General features: G+C 69.1%; 16 protein-coding genes and 1 pseudogene. 10 read left to right on the top strand and 7 right to left on the bottom strand.

The window, feature by feature from the left end:
- Positions 1-23: 23 nt before the first annotated feature.
- The 8 genes from ABZ208_RS34170 (at position 24) to ABZ208_RS34135 (ending at position 10,602) form a co-directional block, all read left to right on the top strand.
- The gene (locus tag ABZ208_RS34170) at positions 24-956 is read left to right on the top strand and encodes a sugar ABC transporter permease (protein WP_328395091.1); all 933 of its coding nucleotides are present in this window, start codon (positions 24-26) and stop codon (positions 954-956) included.
- Between the two features lie 15 nt (positions 957-971).
- Positions 972-1,910, top strand: a complete 939-nt coding sequence (locus tag ABZ208_RS34165) for a carbohydrate ABC transporter permease (RefSeq protein WP_356913329.1) — start codon at positions 972-974, stop codon at positions 1,908-1,910.
- Between the two features lie 226 nt (positions 1,911-2,136).
- Positions 2,137-3,336, top strand: coding sequence for an ROK family transcriptional regulator (locus tag ABZ208_RS34160; RefSeq protein WP_356913328.1), 1,200 nt, complete (start codon positions 2,137-2,139; stop codon positions 3,334-3,336).
- Positions 3,337-3,458: 122 nt separating this feature from the next.
- Positions 3,459-4,571, top strand: coding sequence for a substrate-binding domain-containing protein (locus ABZ208_RS34155; RefSeq protein WP_356913327.1), 1,113 nt, complete (start codon positions 3,459-3,461; stop codon positions 4,569-4,571).
- 200 nt (positions 4,572-4,771) lie between these two features.
- The gene (locus ABZ208_RS34150; RefSeq protein WP_356913326.1) at positions 4,772-5,560 is read left to right on the top strand and encodes an ATP-binding cassette domain-containing protein; all 789 of its coding nucleotides are present in this window, start codon (positions 4,772-4,774) and stop codon (positions 5,558-5,560) included.
- A complete protein-coding gene (locus ABZ208_RS34145; protein WP_356913325.1) occupies positions 5,557-6,852 on the top strand; it encodes a sugar ABC transporter permease in 1,296 nt (431 codons plus the stop codon). The genes ABZ208_RS34150 and ABZ208_RS34145 overlap by 4 nt, the downstream gene beginning before the upstream one ends.
- Positions 6,853-7,026: 174 nt before the next feature.
- The gene (dxs, locus tag ABZ208_RS34140) at positions 7,027-8,940 is read left to right on the top strand and encodes a 1-deoxy-D-xylulose-5-phosphate synthase (RefSeq protein ID WP_356913324.1); all 1,914 of its coding nucleotides are present in this window, start codon (positions 7,027-7,029) and stop codon (positions 8,938-8,940) included.
- A gap of 150 nt (positions 8,941-9,090) precedes the next feature.
- Entirely contained in the window at positions 9,091-10,602 is a 1,512-nt protein-coding gene (locus ABZ208_RS34135; RefSeq protein WP_356913323.1) for an amino acid permease, read from the top strand.
- Here the strand turns inward: ABZ208_RS34135 and ABZ208_RS34130 are convergent.
- Positions 10,599-10,999, bottom strand: a pseudogene (locus ABZ208_RS34130) (NTP pyrophosphohydrolase). The gene ABZ208_RS34135 and the pseudogene ABZ208_RS34130 overlap by 4 nt on opposite strands.
- Positions 11,000-11,055: 56 nt before the next feature.
- A complete protein-coding gene (locus ABZ208_RS34125; protein WP_356913322.1) occupies positions 11,056-12,111 on the bottom strand; it encodes an LCP family protein in 1,056 nt (351 codons plus the stop codon).
- Between the two features lie 223 nt (positions 12,112-12,334).
- On the opposite strand from ABZ208_RS34125, the gene ABZ208_RS34120 reads away from it, so the two are divergent.
- On the top strand, positions 12,335-12,499 hold the full coding sequence (locus ABZ208_RS34120) for a hypothetical protein (RefSeq protein WP_356913321.1): 165 nt from the start codon (positions 12,335-12,337) through the stop codon (positions 12,497-12,499).
- Between the two features lie 156 nt (positions 12,500-12,655).
- On the opposite strand, the gene ABZ208_RS34115 is transcribed toward ABZ208_RS34120, so the two are convergent.
- The 5 genes from ABZ208_RS34115 to ABZ208_RS34095 all read right to left on the bottom strand — a co-directional run bounded on the left by ABZ208_RS34115 (position 12,656) and on the right by ABZ208_RS34095 (position 19,345).
- A complete protein-coding gene (locus ABZ208_RS34115; protein WP_356913320.1) occupies positions 12,656-14,785 on the bottom strand; it encodes a 3-hydroxyacyl-CoA dehydrogenase NAD-binding domain-containing protein in 2,130 nt (709 codons plus the stop codon).
- Positions 14,782-16,002: an acetyl-CoA C-acyltransferase gene (locus ABZ208_RS34110; protein WP_356913319.1), complete on the bottom strand. Its 1,221-nt coding sequence runs from the start codon at positions 16,000-16,002 to the stop codon at positions 14,782-14,784. Before ABZ208_RS34110 ends, ABZ208_RS34115 begins: the two co-directional genes overlap by 4 nt.
- 411 nt (positions 16,003-16,413) lie before the next feature.
- Positions 16,414-17,691 carry a ribonuclease D gene (locus tag ABZ208_RS34105; protein WP_356913318.1) on the bottom strand — a complete coding sequence of 426 codons (1,278 nt, stop codon included), beginning with the start codon at positions 17,689-17,691 and terminating at the stop codon, positions 16,414-16,416.
- A gap of 78 nt (positions 17,692-17,769) precedes the next feature.
- The gene (locus tag ABZ208_RS34100; protein ID WP_328395063.1) at positions 17,770-18,432 is read right to left on the bottom strand and encodes a response regulator transcription factor; all 663 of its coding nucleotides are present in this window, start codon (positions 18,430-18,432) and stop codon (positions 17,770-17,772) included.
- A gap of 241 nt (positions 18,433-18,673) precedes the next feature.
- A complete protein-coding gene (locus ABZ208_RS34095) occupies positions 18,674-19,345 on the bottom strand; it encodes a DUF3000 domain-containing protein (protein ID WP_356913317.1) in 672 nt (223 codons plus the stop codon).
- A 113-nt stretch (positions 19,346-19,458) separates the two neighbouring features.
- Between ABZ208_RS34095 and hemE the strand changes: the two genes are divergently transcribed.
- Entirely contained in the window at positions 19,459-20,541 is a 1,083-nt protein-coding gene (gene hemE / locus ABZ208_RS34090) for a uroporphyrinogen decarboxylase (protein ID WP_356913334.1), read from the top strand.
- Positions 20,542-20,824 lie beyond the last annotated feature (283 nt).

The following is a 20,824-nucleotide window of genomic DNA, read 5'->3' as shown; positions in this document are numbered from 1 at the left end:
GCACTGACCAGGGGCAGAGTTTCATGCACAAGGGCAAGAACCGGTTCGTCGCCGGCTTCCTGATCGGTCCGCTCGGCCTGTATCTGATCTTCATGATCTGGCCGTACGTCCAGACGTTCGGATACTCCTTCACCAACTGGCGTGGCCAGTCCTCGCAGATGGAGTTCGTCGGTCTCGACAACTACGCGGAGCTGTTCTCCGACAGCGTCTTCCTCCAGGCGCTGTGGAACAACTTCCTGATCCTGGTGAGCCTGCCCCTGGCCACCATCCTGCTCGCCCTCTTCTTCGCCTTCATGGTGAATGTGGGCGGGCGGGGTGGTGCGGCCGGTATCCGGGGCGTACGGGGCTCCGGCCTCTACAAGGTCGTCTTCTTCCTCCCGCACGTCCTGTCGGTGGTCATCCTGGCCATCCTGTGGCGGGCGGTCTACCGCGGCGATGTCGCCGGCCTCATCAACGGCACGCTGATCAAGCTCGGCATCTCCGACGCCGAGCACCCCGTCGAGTGGCTCAATTCCCCGAACCTCGTCCTGTGGTGCGTCGCCTTCGTGCTCCTGTGGTGGGGCGTGGGCTTCTACCTCGTCCTGTTCTCGGCCGCCATGCAGTCGATCCCGAAGGAGATCTACGAGGCGGCGCTGCTCGACGGCGCCGGCCGCTCGCAGACCTTCTTCAAGGTGACGCTGCCCCTGCTGTGGGACACGGTGCAGACCGCCTGGGTCTATCTCGCGATCCTGGCCATGGACTGCTTCGCGCTCATCTCGGTGATGACACCGGGCAGCAGCTACGGCGGCGGGCCCGACCACAGCAGTGAGGTGATGGCCACCTACCTCATGCGCAACTTCCTGGCGTTCGGCAAGAGCGGCTACGCCTGCGCCATGGGCGTGGTGATCCTTCTCCTCACGCTGATCCTGTCCGTCGTCACGCTGCGGATCAGCCGCCGCGAGCGTATCGAGTACTGAGCGGGGAAGCACGAGATGTCCACAACACCCACCATCGACGGCGTGACCAAGGACGCCGTCCCGGTCCAGCGCGGCTCAGGCAAGGAGGCCGGCGGCGCGCGCAGCCGCGACAGTGAGGGCAGGGTCCTCAACGTCTTCTCGCACGGCTTCCTCATCCTGTGGGCCGTGATGATCATCCTGCCGCTGATCTGGATTCTGCTCGGCTCCTTCAAGACCGACGCGGAGATCGGCGCCAGCTCCTGGTCCTGGCCCTCCAACTGGAACTTCGACGCCTTCTCGCGGGCCTGGACCAAGGGCCACATCGGCTCGTACTTCCTCAACACCGTCATCGTGCTGGTCTTCTCCGTGCCGCTGACGATGCTCCTGGGCGCTATGGGTGCTTATGTGCTGGCCCGCTACCAGTTCTGGGGCAACCGCCTCATCTACTACTTCTTCATCGCCGGCGCGATGTTCCCGGTGTACCTGGGGCTCATCCCGCTGTACTTCCTCATCAAACAGCTCGGCATGCTCAACACGTACCAGGGACTGATCCTGGTCTACGTCGCCTACTCCATGCCGTTCACGGTCTTCTTCATGCACGCGTTCTTCCGGACGCTGCCGACCGCGATCCACGAGGCGGCGGTGATCGACGGCGCCTCGCACACCCGGATCTTCTTCCAGGTGATGCTGCCGATGGCCAAGCCCGGTCTGATCAGCGTCGGCATCTTCAACCTGCTCGGCCAGTGGAACCAGTACATCCTTCCGCTGGTGCTCATGCAGCAGCAGAGCGGCTTCGACCCCGACCGCTCGATGCTGACGCAGGGCCTGGTGCTGCTCAGCCAGCAGCAGGGCTATGCGGGCGACCTGCCCGTGATCTTCGCGGGCATGACCATCGCGATCCTTCCCGTGGTCGTCGTCTATCTCACCTTCCAGCGACAGGTCCAATCGGGTCTCACCGCGGGAACGCTCAAGTAACGATCACAGGCGCCCCAGACGCCGCACAGCCCCGGCCGGGCCCCGTTCGACGCATGTCGGGCGGGGCTCGGCCGTTGTGGTCGGGATGCTCAAGGTCTTGACGCGACAGGCCCCCAAGAGTTGAGCTAAGAGTTCACAAGTTGGAGAAACGTCGGGGTTCCGTTGCGGTGACCCCGACCGGGGGCGGTCGTCGTGCCGCCCACCGGGGGCAGGAGTGGATGAGTCGATGGAGACTCCGGGGTCGCAGACATCTCTGCACCGGGCCAACCTCGAGCGGGTCGTGCGCGCCGTGCGCCTGGCCGGCTCGCTCACGCAGGCCGAGATCGCGAGAAGCACCGGCCTCTCCGCGGCGACGGTCTCCAACATCGTTCGTGAGCTGAAGGATGGCGGCACGGTCGAGGTGACGCCGACCTCGGCGGGCGGCCGACGGGCCCGCAGCGTCTCGCTCAGCGGTGACGCGGGCATCGTGATAGGGGTCGACTTCGGCCACACCCATCTGCGCGTCGCCATCGGCAACCTCGCCCACCAGGTGCTCGCCGAGGAATCCGAGCCGCTGGACGTGGACGCCTCGTCCGCCGAGGGCTTCGACCGGGCGGAAGCGCTCGTCAACCGGCTGATCGAGGCCACCGGGATCGGCCTGGACAAGGTGATCGGTGTGGGGCTCGGCGTACCGGGCCCCATCGATGTGGAGTCGGGCACGCTCGGGTCCACCGCGATCCTGCCGGGGTGGACCGGCATCAATCCGAGCGAGGAGCTGTCGGGCCGCCTGGGAGTGCCCGTGTACGTCGACAACGACGCCAACCTCGGCGCACTCGGCGAGCTGGTGTGGGGCAGCGGGCGGGGGGTCAAGGACCTCGCCTACATCAAGGTCGCCAGCGGCGTCGGCGCCGGTCTTGTCATCGACGGGCAGATCTACCGGGGACCGGGCGGCACGGCCGGCGAGATCGGCCATATCACCCTCGACGAGTCGGGTCCGGTCTGCCGCTGCGGCAACCGTGGCTGCCTGGAGACCTTCGCGGCCGCCCGGTACGTACTGCCGCTGCTGGAGTCCAGTCACGGGGCCGAGCTGACCATGGAGCGGGTGGTGCAGCTGGCCCGCGAGGGCGACTTCGGCTGCCGCCGTGTGGTGGCCGACGTGGGCCGCCACATCGGCTCCGGCGTGGCGAACCTGTGCAACCTGCTCAACCCCAGCCGAGTGGTACTCGGGGGTGATCTGGCGGAAGCTGGAGAGTTGGTACTGGGGCCGATCCGGGAGTCGGTCTCCCGCTACGCCATCCCCAGCGCGGCGCGGCAGCTCTCGGTGGCTCCCGGGGCCCTCGGCGGACGGGCCGAGGTGCTGGGCGCCCTCGCCCTGGTGCTCAGCGAAATAGGCGATTCGACCCTTCTGGACAGCTCCCTGCCGACCAGTGCGCCCGCCTTCACTTAGATAACGAATGGCACCGTTGTCATCTCGTTAAGGATTTACTGCTTGACGCTGACGACGGGGCCGAGTTGACTTCGAGCCACCTCGGCCGCAGCGACGCGGCCTCGTCAGGGAGGTTTCTCATCGTGAACGCACATCTGCGTCGTGCCGCTGTTGCTGTCGCCGCCTCTGCGATGGCCGTATCGCTGGCCGCCTGTGGCAGCGCCAAGGAGTCGGGCGACAAGACCGACGAGCCGGCCGCGAAGAAGGGCGACGACATCACGATCGGCCTGCTTCTTCCGGAGAACCAGACCGCTCGTTACGAGAAGTTCGACAAGCCGCTCATCGAGGAGAAGATCAGCGAGCTCACGAACGGCAAGGCGAAGCTCGTCTACGCCAACGCCAAGCAGGACGCCACGCTGCAGACGCAGCAGGTCGACACCATGATCACCAACAAGGTCGACGCCCTGATCGTGGACGCCGTGGACTCCAAGGCGATCGCCGGCGCCGTCAAGAAGGCGAAGGAGGCCGACATCCCGGTCGTGGCCTTCGACCGCCTCGCGGAGGGCCCGATCGACGCCTACACCTCCTTCGACAACGAAGAGGTCGGCCACGTTCAGGGCAAGGCCCTGGTCGAGGCCCTGGGCGACAAGGCCAAGGACGGCCAGATCGTGATGATGAACGGCGCGATCACCGACCCGAACGCCGCGCTGTTCAAGAAGGGCGCGAAGGCCGAGCTCGACGGCAAGGTGACGGTCGGCAAGGAGTACGACACCAAGGAGTGGAAGCCGGAGAACGCCAACGCCAACATGGAGGCGGCGATCTCGGCCCTCGGCAAGGACAAGATCGTCGGCGTCTACTCCGCCAACGACGGCATGGCGGGCGGCATCATCACCGCCCTGAAGGCCGCCGGCTTCGACAAGCTCCCGCCGGTCACCGGCCAGGACGCCGAGCTCGCGGGTGTGCAGCGCATCGTCGCCGGTGAGCAGTTCATGAGCGTTTACAAGCCGTACGCGCCGGAGGCCGCTGCCGCCGCCGAGATGGCCGTGGCGCTCGCCAAGGGCGAGTCGCTCGACTCCATCGCCAAGCAGAAGGTCTCGAGCCCGACCACCAAGGACGTCCCCTCGGTTCTCGTCCCGGTCGTCTCGCTGACCAAGGACAACATCAACGACACTGTCGTCAAGGACGGCGTCTACACGGTCGCCGAGATCTGCACCCCGAAGTTCAAGGCCGCCTGTGACCAGCTCGGCCTGAAGTAAGGCCGCTCGCCGAGGCACCCGGGTCCCCCGGGTGCCGAGGCTCTGTCCGGGACCTCAGGGTTCCGCAGAAACCTTCCGGTGCTCCGTCCCTCCCTCTGTCCCCGCTGAGGGGCGGGGCACCGGAAGGCAACACTTGTTAGCTGCTCAGCCTCCGCGCCTTCCCCCGGCGCGGCATCCCCGCCGGTCAGGCGGCGAAGGAGATGGTTCACGTGTCCGCTACGCCCGTGTTGGCGTTGCGCGGGGTCTCCAAGCGGTTCGGTGCCGTCCAGGCGCTCACCGACGTAGAGCTTGAGGTCCACGCCGGTGAGGTGGTCGCCCTGGTCGGCGACAACGGCGCCGGAAAGTCCACGCTGGTCAAGACGATCGCCGGCGTGCATCCCATCGATGAGGGCGTCATCGAGTGGGAGGGCAGGTCCGTATCGATCAACAGGCCGCACGACGCCCAGAACCTGGGCATCGCGACCGTCTACCAGGACCTCGCGCTGTGCGACAACATCGACGTCGTAGGCAATCTCTACCTGGGCCGGGAGCTCCGCAGCCGCGGGGTCCTGAACGAGGTCGAGATGGAGCGCCGCGCCCTTGAACTCCTCAAGACGCTGTCGATCCGGATCCCCAGCGTCCGTATTCCGATCGCCTCGCTCTCCGGCGGTCAGCGTCAGACCGTGGCCATCGCGCGCTCGATGCTCGGTGAGCCCCAGCTCGTCATCCTGGACGAGCCCACCGCCGCCCTCGGCGTCGAGCAGACCGCACAGGTGCTCGACCTCGTGGAGCGGCTGCGCGAGCGTGGCCACGCCGTCATCCTCATCAGCCACAACATGGCCGATGTGAAGGCCGTGGCCGACAAGGTGGCGGTGCTGCGGCTCGGCCGGAACAACGGCGTCTTCGACGTCAAGTCCACCTCGCAGGAAGAGATCATCTCCGCCATCACCGGTGCCACGGACAACGCCGTGACCCGTCGTGCGGCGCGCACCTCGGAGGTTCAGAAGTGAGCACCGAAAAGACCTCCACCCCCGTCGGCGAGGCTCACCAGGTGGTGAACCCGGAAGCAGCCCACGACGCGGTCACCGCGGTGGACCCCCGGCTCCTGGTGCGCGAGCAGGGCCTGGCCGGTTACGTTTCCGAGTTCAAGCGGAAGCTGCACGCCGGTGACCTCGGCTCGATCCCGGTCGTCATCGGCCTCATCATCATCGCCGCCATCTTCCAGAGCCTGAATTCGCAGTTCCTCTCCGCGCAGAACCTCAGCAACATCGCGGTCACGATGGTCGCCACCGGCATGATGGCCGTCGGCATCATCTTCGTGCTGCTGCTCGGCGAGATCGACCTGTCGGTCGGTTCGGTCAGTGGTGTCTCTGGCGCGATCGTCGCGGTCCTGAGCGTCACCCACGGGATGAACGAGTGGCTGGCAGTGCTGGTCGCCCTGGTGAGCGGCGCGGCCATCGGGGCCGTCCACGGCTTCTTCTTCGCCAGGATCGGCGCTCCTGCGTTCGCCGTCACCCTGGCCGGTCTGCTGTTCTGGCTGGGCTTCATGCTCCAGCTCCTCGGTGAGAACGGCACCATCAACCTGGACAGCGAGGGCGTGGTCGGCCAGCTGACCACGTACTACTTCACGGACGTGGCGGCCGCCTACGGCCTCGCCGCGGTCGCCGTGGCCGGCTTCTTCCTCTCCTCCTACTTCGACAACCGCCGCCGTGCGGCCGCCGGCATCCCGTCCCGGCCGCTGTCCGACATCGTGCTGCGCACGGTCGTGCTCGGTGTGATCGCCTTCGCCGCGGCGGCCATGTTCAACCAGTACAAGGGGCTGCCGCTCGCCCTGGTGCTGTTCCTGGCGGTTCTGGTGATCACGGACTTCGTGCTCCGCCGCACTGCCTACGGCCGCAAGATCTTCGCGCTCGGCGGCAGTGTCGAGGCATCGCGCCGTGCGGGTATCAACGTCGCGGCGATCCGTATCTCCGTCTTCGCCCTGGCAGGGTTCTTCGCGGCGGTCGGCGGCCTCTTCTGGGCCTCCAAGATCGCGGCGGCCAACCAGAGCGCCGGCGCCGGTGACCTCCTCATGAACGTCATCGCCGCGGCCGTCATCGGCGGCACCAGCCTCTTCGGTGGCCGGGGCCGCACCTGGAACGCCCTGCTCGGCGTCATGGTGATCGTCTCGATCCAGTACGGCCTGGCGCTGGAGGGTATCGCGACCCCGATCCAGTACATGATCACCGGTGGTGTTCTGCTGGCGACGGTCGTGATCGACTCGGTCACCCGCAAGACGCAGAAGACCGCAGGTCGCGCCTGACACGACCGCTCAGTGCCCGGCACCGCATGTGCGGTGCCGGGCACTGCCGCGTTCTGTGCCACAGGCGTGACACAGAACGCGCAGCCCGATGACCAAGATCGCGACCGGAATATTAGACTCGGGCAATCGGCAAGCTCGATCAACTCGAATGCAGCTCGAAGCAAGGAGGCACGGGTGGCACTGCTTTCCCGTATGAAGGGACCGCGCGACCTGGACCGGCTCGGCCCGGAGCAGTTGGAGCAGCTGGCCGCAGAAATCCGCGCCTTCCTGGTGGACGCCGTCTCCAAGACCGGCGGCCACCTCGGCCCCAACCTCGGCGTGGTCGAGCTGACCATCGCCCTGCACCGTGTCTTCGACTCGCCGAAGGACAAGGTCCTGTGGGACACCGGCCACCAGAGCTATGTGCACAAGCTGCTCACGGGCCGTCAGGACTTCTCCAGGCTCAAGATGAAGGGTGGCCTCTCCGGCTACCCCTCGCAGGCCGAGTCCGAGCACGACATCATCGAGAACTCCCATGCCTCCACCGTGCTGGGCTGGGCCGACGGCCTCGCCAAGGCCAACGAGGTGCTGAAGAAGGACGACCATGTCGTCGCCGTCATCGGTGACGGTGCCCTCACCGGCGGTATGGCCTGGGAGGCGCTGAACAACATCGCGGCCGCCAAGGACCGCCCGCTGGTCATCGTCGTCAACGACAACGAGCGCTCCTACGCCCCGACGATCGGCGGCCTCGCCAACCACCTGGCCACGCTGCGCACCACCGACGGCTACGAGCGGTTCCTGGCCCGCGGCAAGGACATCCTGGAGCGCACCCCGGTCGTCGGAAAGCCGCTCTACGAGACCCTGCACGGCGCAAAGAAGGGTCTCAAGGACTTCATCGCCCCGCAGGGCATGTTCGAGGACCTCGGCCTGAAGTACGTCGGCCCCATCGACGGCCACGACATCGCCGCCCTCGAGTCCGCCCTCGCCCGCGCCAAGCGCTTCGGCGGGCCCGTGATCGTGCACTGCCTCACCGAGAAGGGCCGCGGCTACCAGCCCGCCCTCCTGGACGAGGCGGACCGCTTCCACGCCGTCGGCAAGATCCACCCGGACACCGGTCTGCCGATCGCGAGCTCCGGCCTCGACTGGACCTCGGTCTTCGGCGAGGAGATGGTCAAGCTCGGCCGGGAGCGCGAGGACGTCGTCGCCATCACGGCCGCGATGCTCCAGCCGGTCGGCCTCGACAAGTTCGCCAAGGCCTTCCCCGACCGGGTGTACGACGTCGGCATCGCCGAGCAGCACGGCGCGGTCTCGGCCGCGGGTCTGGCGACCGGCGGTCTGCACCCCGTCTTCGCCGTGTACGCCACCTTCCTCAACCGCGCCTTCGACCAGGTCCTCATGGACGTGGCGCTGCACAAGTGCGGTGTCACGTTCGTCCTCGACCGGGCCGGTGTCACCGGTACCGACGGCGCCTCGCACAACGGCATGTGGGACATGTCGATCCTTCAGGTCGTCCCGGGCCTGCGCATCGCCGCCCCGCGCGACGCCGACCAGGTGCGCGCCCAGCTGCGCGAGGCCGTGGAGATCGACGACGCGCCGACCGTGGTGCGCTTCTCCAAGGGTGCGGTCGGCCCGGCCGTCAAGGCCGTGGGCAAGGCCGGCGGCATGGACGTCCTGCGCCGTCCGGACACGGACCGGCCGGATGTGCTGCTCGTCTCTGTCGGAGCCCTGGCCCCCATGTGCCTGGAGATCGCCGATCTGCTGGACGCCCAGGGCATCTCGGCGACCGTGGTCGACCCCCGCTGGGTCAAGCCGGTCGACGAGGCGCTCGCGCCGCTCGCCGAGCAGCACCGCGTGGTCGTCACCGTCGAGGACAACAGCCGGGTCGGCGGTGTCGGCTCGGCGATCGCCCAGGCACTGCGCGACGCGGGCATCGACCTGCCGCTGCGCGACTTCGGCATTCCACCGCGCTTCCTGGACCACGCCTCGCGCAAGGAGGTCATGGCGGAGATCGGGCTGACCGCCCCGGACATCGCGCGCCAGGTCACCGGCCTGGTGGCAAAGCTCGACGGCCGTCTCGAGAGCGAGGCCGTGGAGCCCGCCCGGGACTGACCTCCCCCATCCGGCGTACACATTGGGCCGGTCGGAGCACCCCTCGGGGTTTCCGACCGGCCCTTTCGTGTGAAACGCATCGGGAGGGCGCGCGAGGTCCAGCACCCCTCTCGATCATGGGTATACGGCCATGGCTACGGAGGTACGCCGGTGAGCACAGACCAAAAGCCCCCCCAGAGCACCGGGGTGTTCCGCACCAAGACTGTGGAGCAGTCCATCCGCGACACGGAGGAGCCCGAGCACGCGCTGAAGAAGTCCCTGTCCGCATGGGATCTGACGGTCTTCGGCGTCGGCGTCATCATCGGTACCGGCATCTTCGTGCTCACCGGCATCGCGGCCCGGAACAACGCCGGACCCGCCACCGCCCTCTCCTTCGTGGCCGCGGGCATCGTCTGTGCCCTCGCGGCGCTCTGCTACGCCGAGTTCGCGTCCACGGTGCCGGTGGCCGGCTCGGCGTACACCTTCTCCTACGCCTCGATCGGGGAACTGCCCGCCTGGATCATCGGCTGGGACCTGGTCCTCGAATTCGCTCTCGGCACCGCCGTGGTGGCGGTCGGCTGGTCCGGGTACGTGCGCCACCTCATGAGCACCAACCTGGGCTGGGACATGCCCGTCGCGCTGTCCGGGCCCGACGAGGGAGGACACTTCGACCTGCTGGCATTCCTGCTCGTCCTGGTGCTGACCGCCATCCTGGTCGTCGGGACGAAGCTCTCGGCCCGGATCACCGCGATCGTGGTCGCCATCAAGGTCACCGTCGTGCTGATGGTCATCATCGCGGGCCTGTTCTTCATCAAGGCCGACAACTACTCCCCGTTCGTTCCCTCGGCCGAGCCGCAGCCCGCCGGCAGTGGCCTCCACGCGCCGCTGGTCCAAGTGCTCTTCGGATTCGAGCCCACCAACTTCGGCGTCATGGGCATCTTCACCGCGGCCTCTCTCGTCTTCTTCGCCTTCATCGGCTTCGACGTCGTGGCCACCGCCGCCGAAGAGACCCGCAACCCTCAGCGCGACATGCCGCGCGGCATCCTCGGCTCGCTGCTCATCTGCACGGTGCTCTACGTGGCCGTGACGCTGGTGGTCACCGGTATGCAGTACTACAAGGAGATGTCGGCGACCGCCCCGCTCGCCGAAGCCTTCAAGTCCGTGGACCAGCCCTTCTTCGCGGGTGCCATCAGCCTCGGCGCCGCCGTCGGCCTCATCACCGTCTCCATGATCCTTCTGCTCGGCCAGACCCGCGTGTTCTTCGCGATGAGCCGTGACGGACTGCTGCCGCGCTTCTTCTCCATCACCCACCCGAAGTTCCGCACGCCCTATCGGGCGACCGTTGTGCTCGGCGTGGTGATCGCCGTCATCGCGGGCTTCACCAGCCTCGAGAAGCTCGCGGAACTGGTGAACATCGGAACTCTCTTCGCCTTCGTCGTCGTGGCGCTCGGCGTCATCGTCCTCCGCCGCACCCGGCCCGACCTGCACCGCGCCTTCCGCACCCCCTGGGTGCCGGTGGTCCCGATCCTGTCGATCGCGGCGTCGCTCTGGCTCATGCTCAACCTGCCGACCGAGACCTGGCTCCGGTTCGGCGTCTGGATGCTGATCGGCGTCGTCGTGTACTTCCTCTACGGGCGCTCCCACAGCCGGCTGGGCAAGCTGGGCAAGGACGCCACGTTCTAGCCCGGCCGCCGCACCGAGCGAGGCCCCAGGCAGCGGGCCCCGTACGCCTGGACCCGGAGCCTGAGCTCCCGGTCCGCGGTGACCACGACGCAGGGGCGGCCCGATCGGGCCGCCCCTGCCGCCGGTTCAACGATCAGATCGTCGCCGCTGCCCGGCGCCGACTCCACTCGGACTCCCGGCACAGGCTCCACCCCGCTGGCGGCCCCTTCGACGACGAGCACGATCTCCACCGGCCCCGGCACGGCTTCGGTGCCGCGGTCCGCGAGCGTGTCCCGCAGCCGCTCCGCCGCCCCGCGCCGGTCCTGCCACCACCCTCCCCCACAGCCTTCGGCGTGGGCGGTGCCCCCAGCACGGAACCCACGACGTCGGCGCCGTCGGCGACGAGCAGAGTGTCCATGGAAGCGAGCCTGGCACAGCGGGGCCGGCGGCCGCCGACGCCCGCTCGATGCGGGGTCAGCCGCCGGTCGCCGGAGATTCCTTTGCGGCGGCCGGAATGTCCGCGTCGTCGCGGATCGCCTTCCACAGCTGGCCGGCCTGCGGCTCGGCAGCCACGACGCGGTTCGGGTCCGCCGTGTCGTACCTGACCGGCAGCATGATCGTCTCCATCGAAGCGGGGTCGACGCCCTGCATGCTGCGCGCGAATTCCGCGAGCTTGGTGAGCGAGTCCAGGCCGGAGTCGGTGGTCAAGGACCTGGTGAGCGAGTCCGCGATCGTGAACGACTTGGCGGGACTGCCCAGCAGGTCCTGCGCTTTCACCTCGTTGAGCAGCGCCAGCATGAACTGCTGCTGCAGACCGATCCGGCCGAGGTCGCTGCCGTCGCCGATCCCGTGCCGCGTCCGGACGAAGGCCAGCGACTGGGTGCCGTTGAGCTTGTGGGCCCCGGCCGTGAGGTCGAGACCGGATTCCTTGTCCTGTATCGGCTGGTCCACCTCGACGGTCACGCCGCCGATCGCGTCGACCAGGTCCTTGAAGCCGGAGAAGTCGATCTCCATATAGTGATCGATCCGGACCCCGGACATCTTCTCCACGGTCTTGATCACACAAGCCGGACCGGCGCTGGTGTAGACGGAATTGAACATCACCCGCTTGGCGGAGGGAAGTGTGGAGCCGTTCTTCCCGGTGCACTCGGGCCGAGTCACCAGAGTGTCGCGCGGAATGCTGACGGCCACGGCCTTCTGCCGGCCCTCGGGTACGTGGACGACCAGGGCGGTGTCGGAACGCGCGGTGCCGCCCACGTTGCCGCCGGCAAGGTCCTTGTTGCCCCTCGAGCGCGAGTCGGAGCCGAGCACGAGGATGTCCTTGGCTCCGGTGGCGAGCTTCTCGGGACGCTCGCCGTTGACGGCGTCGTCGATGTCGAACGACTCGATGTTGTTGTCGAGGCTGCTGTAGAGCCAGTAGCCGGTCCCTGCCGAGGCAAGGACGAGTACGAGCAGCGTTCCGAGGATGATCCGCAGAACGGGCCGCTTCGCGGAGCCGGTCCGCTTCCTGCGGCCGCCTTCGTTAGCCATGGTCCAACCTTCGTGCTGAGCCCGGTCGGGCAGGTGTCATCGCGTCACCGTGAACGGCCATTGGAGTGGGGGCTGCTGCCACGCGGACGAACGGCCGGGGCCGGTGGCACGGCCTTCTCCGGGCGTGCCTGTACCGAGCAGGGCAGCGACGCAGTGATCGTACGTGGCCGGCAGGTGCCGGGGCCGGTCGTCGGCTCATGGGTTCGCCCCGGGCGCTGTGCGCGTGGGGTTCGCTGAAGGCGGCACGAGCCTCGGGTCGAGCGATGTGGCGTCCGACGGCGGTTGGGCCTGGGAATCCGGCTGGTCCTGGAACGAAGGCGAGCACGTCGTCGAGGTCTTCGGGGTGGACCGGGCCGGCCGAGAGTCCGAGCGGTCGTCTTCTGCGTGACGGTCACTTATGCCGTACAGCCGCAGGACAGTTGCTTCGCCGGGGCCGCTGACCGCGGTCGGCGGCCCCGGTCGGCCCGCCGGGACGAAGGGGCGCGAAAGAGCACGGGCCGTACGGGAACTCCTCCCGTACGGCCCGTGCTTCGTGCTGTCGGCGTTACGCCGGGACGCTCGCGACGCCCTGAGCCAGGAACGGCTTGCCGTTCACGCGCTCCGAGACACCCTCACGGTCCAGGTACGGCGTGATGCCGCCCAGGTGGAAGGGCCAGCCGGCGCCCGTGATCAGGCAGAGGTCGATGTCCTGGGCCTCGGCCACGACACCTTCCTGAAGCATCAGACCGATCTCCTGCGCGACCGCGTCCAGGACGCGGGCGCGGACCTGCTCCTCCGTCAGGACGACATCGCCCTGCTTGAGGAGGGCGGCGACCTCCGGGTCCAGCTCGGGCTTGCCCGAGTCGTAGACGTAGAAGCCGCGCTTGCCGGCCTTGACGACCGCGGCCAGGTTCTCGGAGACCTTGAAGCGCTCCGGGAAGGCGCGGTTGAGGGTCTCGGAGACATGCAGGCCGATGGCCGGGCCGACCAGCTCGAGCAGCACCAGCGGCGACATCGGCAGACCGAGCGGCTCGATGGCCTTCTCGGCGGTGGCCACCGGGGTGCCCTCGTCGATGACGTTCTGGATCTCGCCCATGAAGCGGGTCAGGATCCGGTTCACGACGAACGCCGGGGCGTCCTTGGTGAGGACCGCGGTCTTCTTCAGCTTCTTCGCGACACCGAAGGCGGTGGCGAGGGAGGCGTCGTCCGTCTTCTCACCGCGGACGATCTCCAGCAGCGGCAGGATCGCGACCGGGTTGAAGAAGTGGAAGCCGACCACACGCTCCGGGTGCTGGAGCTTGGAGGCCATCTCCGAGACCGACAGCGAGGAGGTGTTGGTGGCGAGGATCGCGTGCGCCGGAGCGACGGCCTCGACCTCCGCGAACACCTTCTGCTTGACGGACATCTCCTCGAACACGGCCTCGATGATGAAGTCCGCGTCCGCGAAGCCCTCGGCCTTGTCGAGCACACCGGAGACCAGGGCCTTCAGGCGGTTGGCCTTGTCCTGGTTGATCCGGCCCTTGCCCAGCAGCTTCTCGATCTCGGCGTGGACGTAGCCCACACCCTTGTCGACACGCTCCTGGTCGATGTCGGTCAGCACGACCGGCACCTCGAGGCGGCGCAGGAAGAGCAGGGCCAGCTGGGAGGCCATCAGACCGGCGCCGACGACGCCGACCTTGGTGACCGGGCGGGCCAGCGACTTGTCCGGGGCACCCGCGGGGCGCTTGCCGCGCTTCTGCACCAGGTTGAAGGCGTAGATGCCGGAGCGCAGTTCGCCGCCCATGATCAGGTCGGCGAGCGCCACGTCCTCGGCGTCGAAGCCCTTCTGCAGGTCTCCGTCCTTGGACGCCTCGATGATGTCGAGGGCGCGGTACGCGGCCGGGGCAGCGCCGTGCACCTTGGAGTCGGCGATGAACCGGCCGCGGGCCACGGCCTGGTCCCAGGCCTCACCACGGTCGATCTCGGTGCGCTCGACAGCGGTCTCGCCCTTGAGGACGGACGCCGTCCAGATCAGCGACTGCTCCAGGAAGTCCGCACCCTCGAAGATCGCGTCGGCGATCCCGAGGTCGAAGACCTGCCGGCCCTTGAGCTGCTTGTTCTGGTTGAGCGAGTTCTCGATGATCACCGAGACCGCGCGGTCCGCGCCGATCAGGTTCGGCAGGATCGTGCAGCCGCCCCAGCCCGGGACGAGGCCCAGGAAGACCTCCGGCAGCGAGAAGGCCGGCAGGGCCTTCGAGACGGTCCGGTAGGTGCAGTGCAGACCGACCTCGACACCGCCGCCCATGGCCGCGCCGTTGTAGTACGCGAAGGTCGGGACGGCGAGGGACGCGAGGCGCTTGAAGACCTCGTGGCCGCCCTTGCCGATGGCCAGCGCGTCGGAGTGCTGCTTGAGCAGCTCCACGCCCTTGAGGTCGGCGCCGACCGCGAAGATGAACGGCTTTCCGGTGACACCGGCGCCGACGATCGCACCCTCGACGGCCTCCTTCTCGACCTGGTCGATGGCGGCGTTCAGGTTCGCCAGTGACTGGGGGCCGAAGGTGGTCGGCTTGGTGTGGTCGAAGCCGTTGTCCAGCGTGATGAGGGCGAAGGTGCCCGCGCCGCCGGGAAGGTCGAGGTGGCGCACGTGCGCCTGCGTGACGACCTCGTCCGGGAACAGCTCGGCCGCGCCCTTCAGGAGCTCAGCGGTGGTGCTCACTTGTTGCCTCCGTCGAAGTGCGGGTTCTCCCAGATCACGGTGGCGCCCATGCCGAAGCCGACGCACATCGTGGTGAGGCCGTAGCGGACCTCCGGCTGCTCCTCGAACTGGCGGGCCAGCTGCGTCATCAGACGCACACCCGAGGAGGCCAGCGGGTGGCCGTAGGCGATGGCGCCACCGTACTGGTTGACGCGCGGGTCGTCGTCGGCGATGCCGTAGTGGTCGAGGAAGGCCAGCACCTGCACGGCGAAGGCCTCGTTGATCTCGAAGAGGTTGATGTCCTCGATCGTGAGGCCCGCCTGCGCGAGGGCCTTCTCGGTCGAGGGGATCGGGCCGTAGCCCATCACCTCGGGCTCGACGCCGGCGAAGGCGTACGAGACCAGGCGCATCTTGACCGGGAGGTTGTTCTCCCGGGCGAAGTCCTCGGAGGCGATGATCGACGCGGTGGCACCGTCGTTGAGACCGGCGGCGTTGCCCGCGGTGACGCGGCCGTGCACACGGAACGGCGTCTTCAGACCCGCGAGGGACTCCAGCGTGGTGCCCGGGCGCATCGGCTCGTCGGCGGTGACCAGGCCCCAGCCGGTCTCCCCGGCCTCGGGGTTGGTGCGGCGGACGGAGACCGGCACCAGGTCCTGCTGGATCTTGCCGTTGGCGTACGCCTTGGCGGCCTTCTCCTGCGAGCGCACGGCGTACTCGTCGGTGCGCTGCTTCGTGATCTGCGGGTAGCGGTCGTGCAGGTTCTCGGCGGTCATACCCATGAAGAGGGCGGACTCGTCGACGAGCTTCTCCGACACGAAGCGCGGGTTCGGGTCGACGCCCTCACCCATGGGGTGACGGCCCATGTGCTCGACACCACCGGCGATCACGGCGTCGTACGCACCGAAGGCGATCGAACCGGCGACCGAGGTGACGGCGGTCAGAGCACCGGCGCACATGCGGTCGATGGAGTAGCCGGGAACGGACTGCGGCAGACCGGCGAGGATGCCCGCGGTGCGGCCGAGGGTCAGGCCCTGGTCACCGATCTGGGTGGTCGCGGCGATGGCGACCTCGTCGATCTTGGCGGGGTCGAGACCCGGGTTGCGGCGCAGCAGCTCCCGGATCGCCTTCACGACGAGGTCGTCGGCGCGGGTCTCGTGGTAGATGCCCTTCGGGCCCGCCTTGCCGAACGGGGTGCGGACGCCGTCGACGAAGACGACGTCCCTGACGGTACGAGGCACGATGGCTCTCCTCCAGGGTGCGGGGTGGCACTGCTGCGTTGCACGCGGCTAAGCGCGCGCTTGCTGCCCTCATGCTACTTGTGGGTAACCAGGTTGCCCACCCCTCGTGGCGGGAGCGGCGAACGTCACACGGACGGGTGCGGGGAGACTGCCCGCCGCAGCGGGCGCGCCCCCCGGCCAGGCCGTGTCCGGCACAGGGCGCCGCCCGCCCGCAGGGCGGGCGGCGCGGCGTCCGGTGCGTGCCATCGCAAGGCGGTGGAGGGTAAAGCCCGGCCGGAGGCCGGGGGAGATCATCCTCGTACTGGATGCACTCGGATGACACCGGCGACGCAGCCGGGGCTACCCCCGGGCGAAGCTCCGGGGGAGTGCGTGCCGGGCGTCGCGCACCAGGCGGGATGTGTCACGCACGGATCAGGCCGGCTGCGCCGTCAGCGCGGTCGCCAGCAGAGGTGCCACCAGCCCGATCTGCCAGGGGCGGGCTCCGAGACCGGACAGCGTGTCCGACACCGCAGCGACCGAGGACTCCGCAGGCGGCTCCCAGCACACCCGGCGGACCGTGTCCGGAGTCATCAGGTTCTCCTGCGGCAGGTTCAGCTCCTCCGCGAGCGCCGAGACCGCCGCCCGCGCCGCCGACAGCCGTGCCGCGGCCGCCGGGTCCTTGTCGGCCCAGGCGCGCGGCGGCGGCGGGCCGTTCAGCGGCGGGCCGGGCTGCGGCAGCTCCGACTCGGGCAGTTCCCTCGCCCGGTCGACCGCCGCCTGCCACTGCTCCAGCTGGCGCCGACCCATCCGGTGCCCGAAGCCGGGCAGTGCTGTCAGCGCATGCACGTTCGCGGGCACGGCGAGCGCGGCCTCCACGATCGCTGCGTCGCCGAGCACCTTGCCGGGTGACACGTCACGCCGCTGCGCGATCGTGTCGCGCGCTGTCCACAGTTCCCGTACGACGGCCATCTGACGGCGACGGCGCACCTTGTGCATCCCGGACGTGCGGCGCCACGGGTCCTTGCGCGGGGGAGCGGGCGGGGCAGAGACGATCGCGTCGAACTCCTGGAGGGCCCATTCGAGCTTGCCCTGCCGGTCCAGCTCCTTCTCCAGCGCGTCCCGCAGATCGACCAGCAGTTCCACGTCGAGCGCGGCGTAGCGCAGCCAGGGCTCCGGAAGCGGGCGGGTGGACCAGTCGACCGCCGAGTGGCCCTTCTCCAGGGCGTAGCCGAGCACGCCCTCGACCATCGCGCCGAGTCCGACCCGGGGGAACCCCGCGAGCCGGCCCGCCAGCTCGGTGTCGAACAGGCTGGTGGGAAGCATGCCTATTTCACGCAGGCACGGCAGGTCCTGGGTGGCCGCGTGCAGGATCCACTCCGTACCGGCCAGCGCCTCGCCGAGCCCGGACAGGTCGGGACAGCCGACCGGGTCGATGAGCGCCGTACCCGCGCCTTCGCGGCGCAGCTGTACGAGGTAGGCCCGCTGGCCGTACCGGTAACCGGAGGCGCGCTCGGCGTCGACGGCGACGGGGCCGGTGCCCGCCGCGAAGGCGGCGATCACCTCGGCGAGGGCAAGGTCGTCCGCGACCACCGGCGGAATGCCTTCACGGGGCTCCAGCAAAGGGATCGGCGCCGGTTCGACGTCGTCCAGGGGAGCGCCCCCGGTGGTTCGCAGTGCTGTCTCTGCTGCGGTCTCTTGGGCGTCGGTCACGTGTCAAGGGTATCTGTGAACGGAACGCGCCCGTCGACGGAACGTTCCGTCGACGGGCGCGGAAGATCGGTACGGCGGTCAGTGGATGATGCCGGTGCGCAGCGCCACGGCGACCATTCCGGCGCGGTCGCCCGTGCCGAGTTTGCGTGCGATGCGGGCGAGGTGGCTCTTGACGGTCAGTGCGGACAGGCCCATCGAGACGCCGATCGCCTTGTTGGACTGGCCTTCGGCGACCAGGCGCAGCACCTCGACCTCCCGTCCGGACAGTTCGCGGTAGCCGCCCGGGTGGCTCGGGGCACCCGGGGGGCGGCGGTGCATACGCCCGGCCGCGGCGCCGAGGGGGGAGGCGCCGGGACGGGTGGGGTGTCCGATGTTGGTGCGAGTGCCGGTGACCACATAGCCCTTGACCCCGCCTGCGAGTGCGTTGCGCACGGCGCCGATGTCGTCGGCGGCGGAGAGCGCGAGGCCGTTGGGCCAGCCCGCGGCGCGGGTCTCGGACAGCAGGGTCAGCCCGGAACCGTCGGGCAGGTGGACGTCGGCAACGCAGATGTCACGCGGGTTGCCGACGCGGGGACGAGCCTCCGCGATGGACGACGCCTCGATCACGTCGCGGACCCCGAGTGCCCACAGGTGGCGGGTGACGGTGGAACGGACGCGCGGGTCGGCCACGACGACCATGGCCGTCGGCTTGTTCGGGCGGTAGGCGACCAGGCTTGCGGGCTGCTCGAGTAGAACGGACACCAGGCCTCCTGGAAAGGTGCGGGACGGAGCCGGCTCGGGGATGAAGCCGGGGCGAACCGTGCAGTTAGGTCATTGACCTCTTCGGCAGCAAACCTGCCCGCCTTTAGAGAATGATCACGATTTGGTGAGTAATAATGGGGCAATTCGGACAGGCGATCGATCATCCTACGAGCGAACCGCTCATGTGCACGGCGTCCGGTCAGTGTCCCGGGGATCGAGCGGTGACTCGTGCCGGATCAGCTCATGCCTGCTGCGGCCCGCGCCGCTGCGGAAGGGTCACCACACCCGTCGCCGTGTCCGCCGGACCGGCCGGCGACGGGGGCAGCCCGGCGACCTGACACAGCAGGTCGCACCAGGCGGCCAGGTGTGCGGCGGCGTCCGGGACACCCCCCTGGCCCTCCCGCGGAGTCCACGACGCGCGGATCTCGATCTGCGTCGCCGGACGGCGGTCCGAGAGTCCACCGAAGTAGTGAGAACCCGCACGGGTGACAGTTCCGCTCGGCTCCCCGTACGTCAGCCCGCGCGCCTCCAGCGCCCCCGTCAGCCACGACCAGCAGACCTCCGGAAGCAGCGGATCCGCCGCCATCTCCGGCTCCAGGTCGGCGCGCACCAGCGTCACCAGACGGAAGGTCCCCTGCCATGCCTCGTGCCCGGCCGGTTCGTGCAAGAGCACCAGGCGGCCGTCGGCCAGGTCCTCGTCGCCGTCGACGACCGCCGCCTCCAGGGCGTACGCGTGCGGGGCCAGCCGCTGAGGGGGCCGCGTCGGGTCCGCCTCGATCTCCGGCCGCAGCCGGGCCGCCCGCAGCGCGTCGACCGCCTGCAGGAACGCGCGTGGGACGGCGTTCCGCTCCGCGCTGTCCGAGGTGTCAGCACCGTTGGAATGATCGGAAGAATGTCCCTGAGCCGCAGCCATGCGGGGAAGAGTAGGCGGAACGGGAGCTTCGCGCAGGGAGGGACACCCGGGCCGGGGCAGCCACTTCTCGCGTACGTGCGAAGATTCTGGGCGTGAGCGCCAACGACCTTCCCCTGACCCGAGGCTCCGCCCGATCCGGGGACACCCCATCCCCGGGCCGGCAGACGAAGACCCACGATTCAGCGTTCCTCAAGGCATGCCGGCGCGAGCCCGTGCCGCACGCGCCGGTCTGGTTCATGCGGCAGGCGGGGCGCTCACTGCCCGAGTACCTGAAGGTGCGTGAGGGCACCGCGATGCTCGAGTCGTGCATGCGGCCGGAGCTCGTCACCGAGATCACGCTGCAGCCGGTACGGCGCCACAAGGTCGACGCAGCGATCTACTTCAGCGACATCGTGGTGCCGCTGAAGGCCATCGGCGTCGACCTCGACATCAAGCCGGGCGTCGGCCCGGTCGTCGCGGAGCCCATCCGCACGCGGGCCGACCTGGCGCGGCTGCGCGATCTGACGCCGGAGGACGTGCACTACGTCACCGAGGCGATCGGGATGCTCACCGAGGAGCTCGGATCCACCCCGCTGATCGGGTTCGCGGGTGCGCCGTTCACTCTCGCGAGCTACCTCGTGGAGGGCGGGCCCTCGCGCAACCACGAGCACACCAAGGCGCTGATGTACGGCGACCCGCAGCTGTGGGCCGACCTGCTGGACCGGCTCGCGGAGATCACCTCGGCGTTCCTCAAGGTCCAGATCGAGGCGGGCGCTTCCGCCGTCCAGCTCTTCGACTCCTGGGTCGGGGCCCTTGCCCCCGCGGACTACCGCCGCTCGGTGATGCCCGCCTCCGCGAAGGTCTTCGACGCGGTCGCCTCGTACGGCGTCCCGCGCATCCACTTCGGCGTCGGCACCGGCGAACTGCTCGGCCTGATGGGCGAGGCGGGGGCGGACGTGGTCGGCGTCGACTGGCGCGTCCCGCTGGACGAAGCGGCCCGCCGGGTGGGCCCGGGCAAGGCACTTCAGGGCAACCTCGACCCGGCGGTGCTGTTCTCCTCGCCGGAGGCGGTCGAGACGAAGACCCGTGAGGTACTGGACGCGGCGAAGGATCTCGAGGGGCATGTGTTCAACCTGGGGCACGGGGTGCTGCCGACGACGGATCCGGACGCGTTGACGCGGCTGGTGGAGTACGTCCACGAGTCGACGACGCGGTAGGTCCTGGCGGGGGCGTGTTCCCCTACCCTCCCCCTACGCCTGGCGGCGTGGGGGGGACCCCCACTTCCCGAAGAGGGCGAGCCCCCAGGCCCCGTACGGCCTGAGGTGGGGGTACCCCCCATGCCCTGAGGGCGCAGGGGGAGTGTCCTCAAACGCCGGACGGGCTGGAGTTGCCGGCGTCAATCAGCCTCGTGGGGGTCGCCCCGGACGGAGTCTGGGGGAGATCGAGGCGCGGGGTCTGGGGCGGAGCCCCAGTTCGGGATGGGGGTACCTCCCACGGCCG

The organism is Streptomyces sp. NPDC006208 (assembly GCF_040613775.1).
GTDB lineage: Bacteria > Actinomycetota > Actinomycetes > Streptomycetales > Streptomycetaceae > Streptomyces.
Note: the sequence above shows the minus strand (reverse complement) of the source record. Positions and strands in the feature narration are given on the sequence as shown.

Excerpts from the sequence above, each read along its gene's own strand:
- ABZ208_RS34095 (WP_356913317.1), bottom strand. The coding sequence starts at position 19,345 with ATGGCTGCGGCTCAGGGACATTCTTCCGATCATTCCAACGGTGCTGAC.
- ABZ208_RS34170 (WP_328395091.1), top strand. The coding sequence starts at position 24 with ATGCACAAGGGCAAGAACCGGTTCGTCGCCGGCTTCCTGATCGGTCCG.
- ABZ208_RS34150 (WP_356913326.1), top strand. The coding sequence starts at position 4,772 with ATGGTTCACGTGTCCGCTACGCCCGTGTTGGCGTTGCGCGGGGTCTCC.
- ABZ208_RS34125 (WP_356913322.1), bottom strand. The coding sequence starts at position 12,111 with ATGGCTAACGAAGGCGGCCGCAGGAAGCGGACCGGCTCCGCGAAGCGG.
- ABZ208_RS34160 (WP_356913328.1), top strand. The coding sequence starts at position 2,137 with ATGGAGACTCCGGGGTCGCAGACATCTCTGCACCGGGCCAACCTCGAG.
- ABZ208_RS34165 (WP_356913329.1), top strand. The coding sequence starts at position 972 with ATGTCCACAACACCCACCATCGACGGCGTGACCAAGGACGCCGTCCCG.